1 protein-coding gene is annotated in these 1,000 nt (G+C 71.0%); it reads left to right on the forward strand.

Annotation, left to right across the window (positions count from 1 at the left end; all coding sequences use genetic code 11):
* Window positions 1-255: 255 nt before the first annotated feature.
* Window positions 256-954, forward strand: coding sequence for an endonuclease/exonuclease/phosphatase family protein (locus ACFPZL_RS13615; RefSeq protein ID WP_218116060.1), 699 nt, complete (start codon window positions 256-258; stop codon window positions 952-954).
* Window positions 955-1,000 lie beyond the last annotated feature (46 nt).

The raw sequence follows: 1,000 nt of genomic DNA on the forward strand, positions 1-1,000 counted from the left end.
TCATGCACGCCGGCGCCGAGCACCGCATGCGCGTCATCGACCTGGAGGGCGCGCCCCGCCGCACCCTCTTCACCGCGGCTCGCGCCGCCGGCGGCGGGCACCCGGCGCTCACCGAGATCCGCCGGATCCTGCTAGAGGAGGCCGAGCGGCTCGTCATCGGCTGATCCCGTGGCGGACACCCGCCGCACAGATATCGGGCGTAGTCTGTGCGCAGGGGGGATGCGTCTCCCTGCGGCAGCACTCGAAAGGCGGCGCGTGAGGACCATCAGCTACAACCTGCGGAAGAATCGTGCGCTCGGGGAGATCGGAGGGCTGGCGGAGCGCCATGAGATCGACATCCTCTGCCTGCAGGAGGCCGACGCCGTCGCGCTTCCGGCCAGGCTCGGATCGCTCGGGCTCGTCCACGCCACCGAAAACAACCGCCTCGGCCTGGCGATGTACGTGCGGGAGGATCGATTCCAGGTGCGGTCGGCGCACACGTTCCAGCTGAAGAAGTCGCTGCACGACCGGGTGCTCGCGCCCGCGAACGAGCGACTGCTCGGTGCGCGTCTGCACGACCGGCAGACCGGCCACGATGTGATCGCAGCCTCCTTCCACGCGGCCCCGCTGACCGCGCTGAACTCGCTGCGCCGGCACCAGATCCACGCGGCGATCGCTGAGCTGCGGGCGCTGGGTCCCGGGGTGCCCGCGCTCATGGTCGGGGACTACAACTACCCGGTGTTCCAGGCGCGACTCGACCGGCACGTGCGCGAGGCGGGCTACGATCTGACGCTGAGCGACCGGCGCACCTACACCCGGTACAAGATGTTCCGCGGGCACTTCGACTTCGCGACCTCGTCCGGGCTCAGCATCGAGAGCGTGCGCACGTTGGATCGCGGCTCGAGCGACCACCTGCCGATCCTCGTGCAGGCCCGGCTCGCCGAGGAGTACGTGCCCGCGACGGTCGCTGCGTAGCGCTCGGCCCAGCCGGATCGGCCTCGCGCGGCGGCGTCGCGGCGTG

The organism is Leucobacter soli, from assembly GCF_042659205.1.
In the GTDB taxonomy this organism is placed as follows: Bacteria; Actinomycetota; Actinomycetes; order Actinomycetales; family Microbacteriaceae; genus Leucobacter; species Leucobacter soli.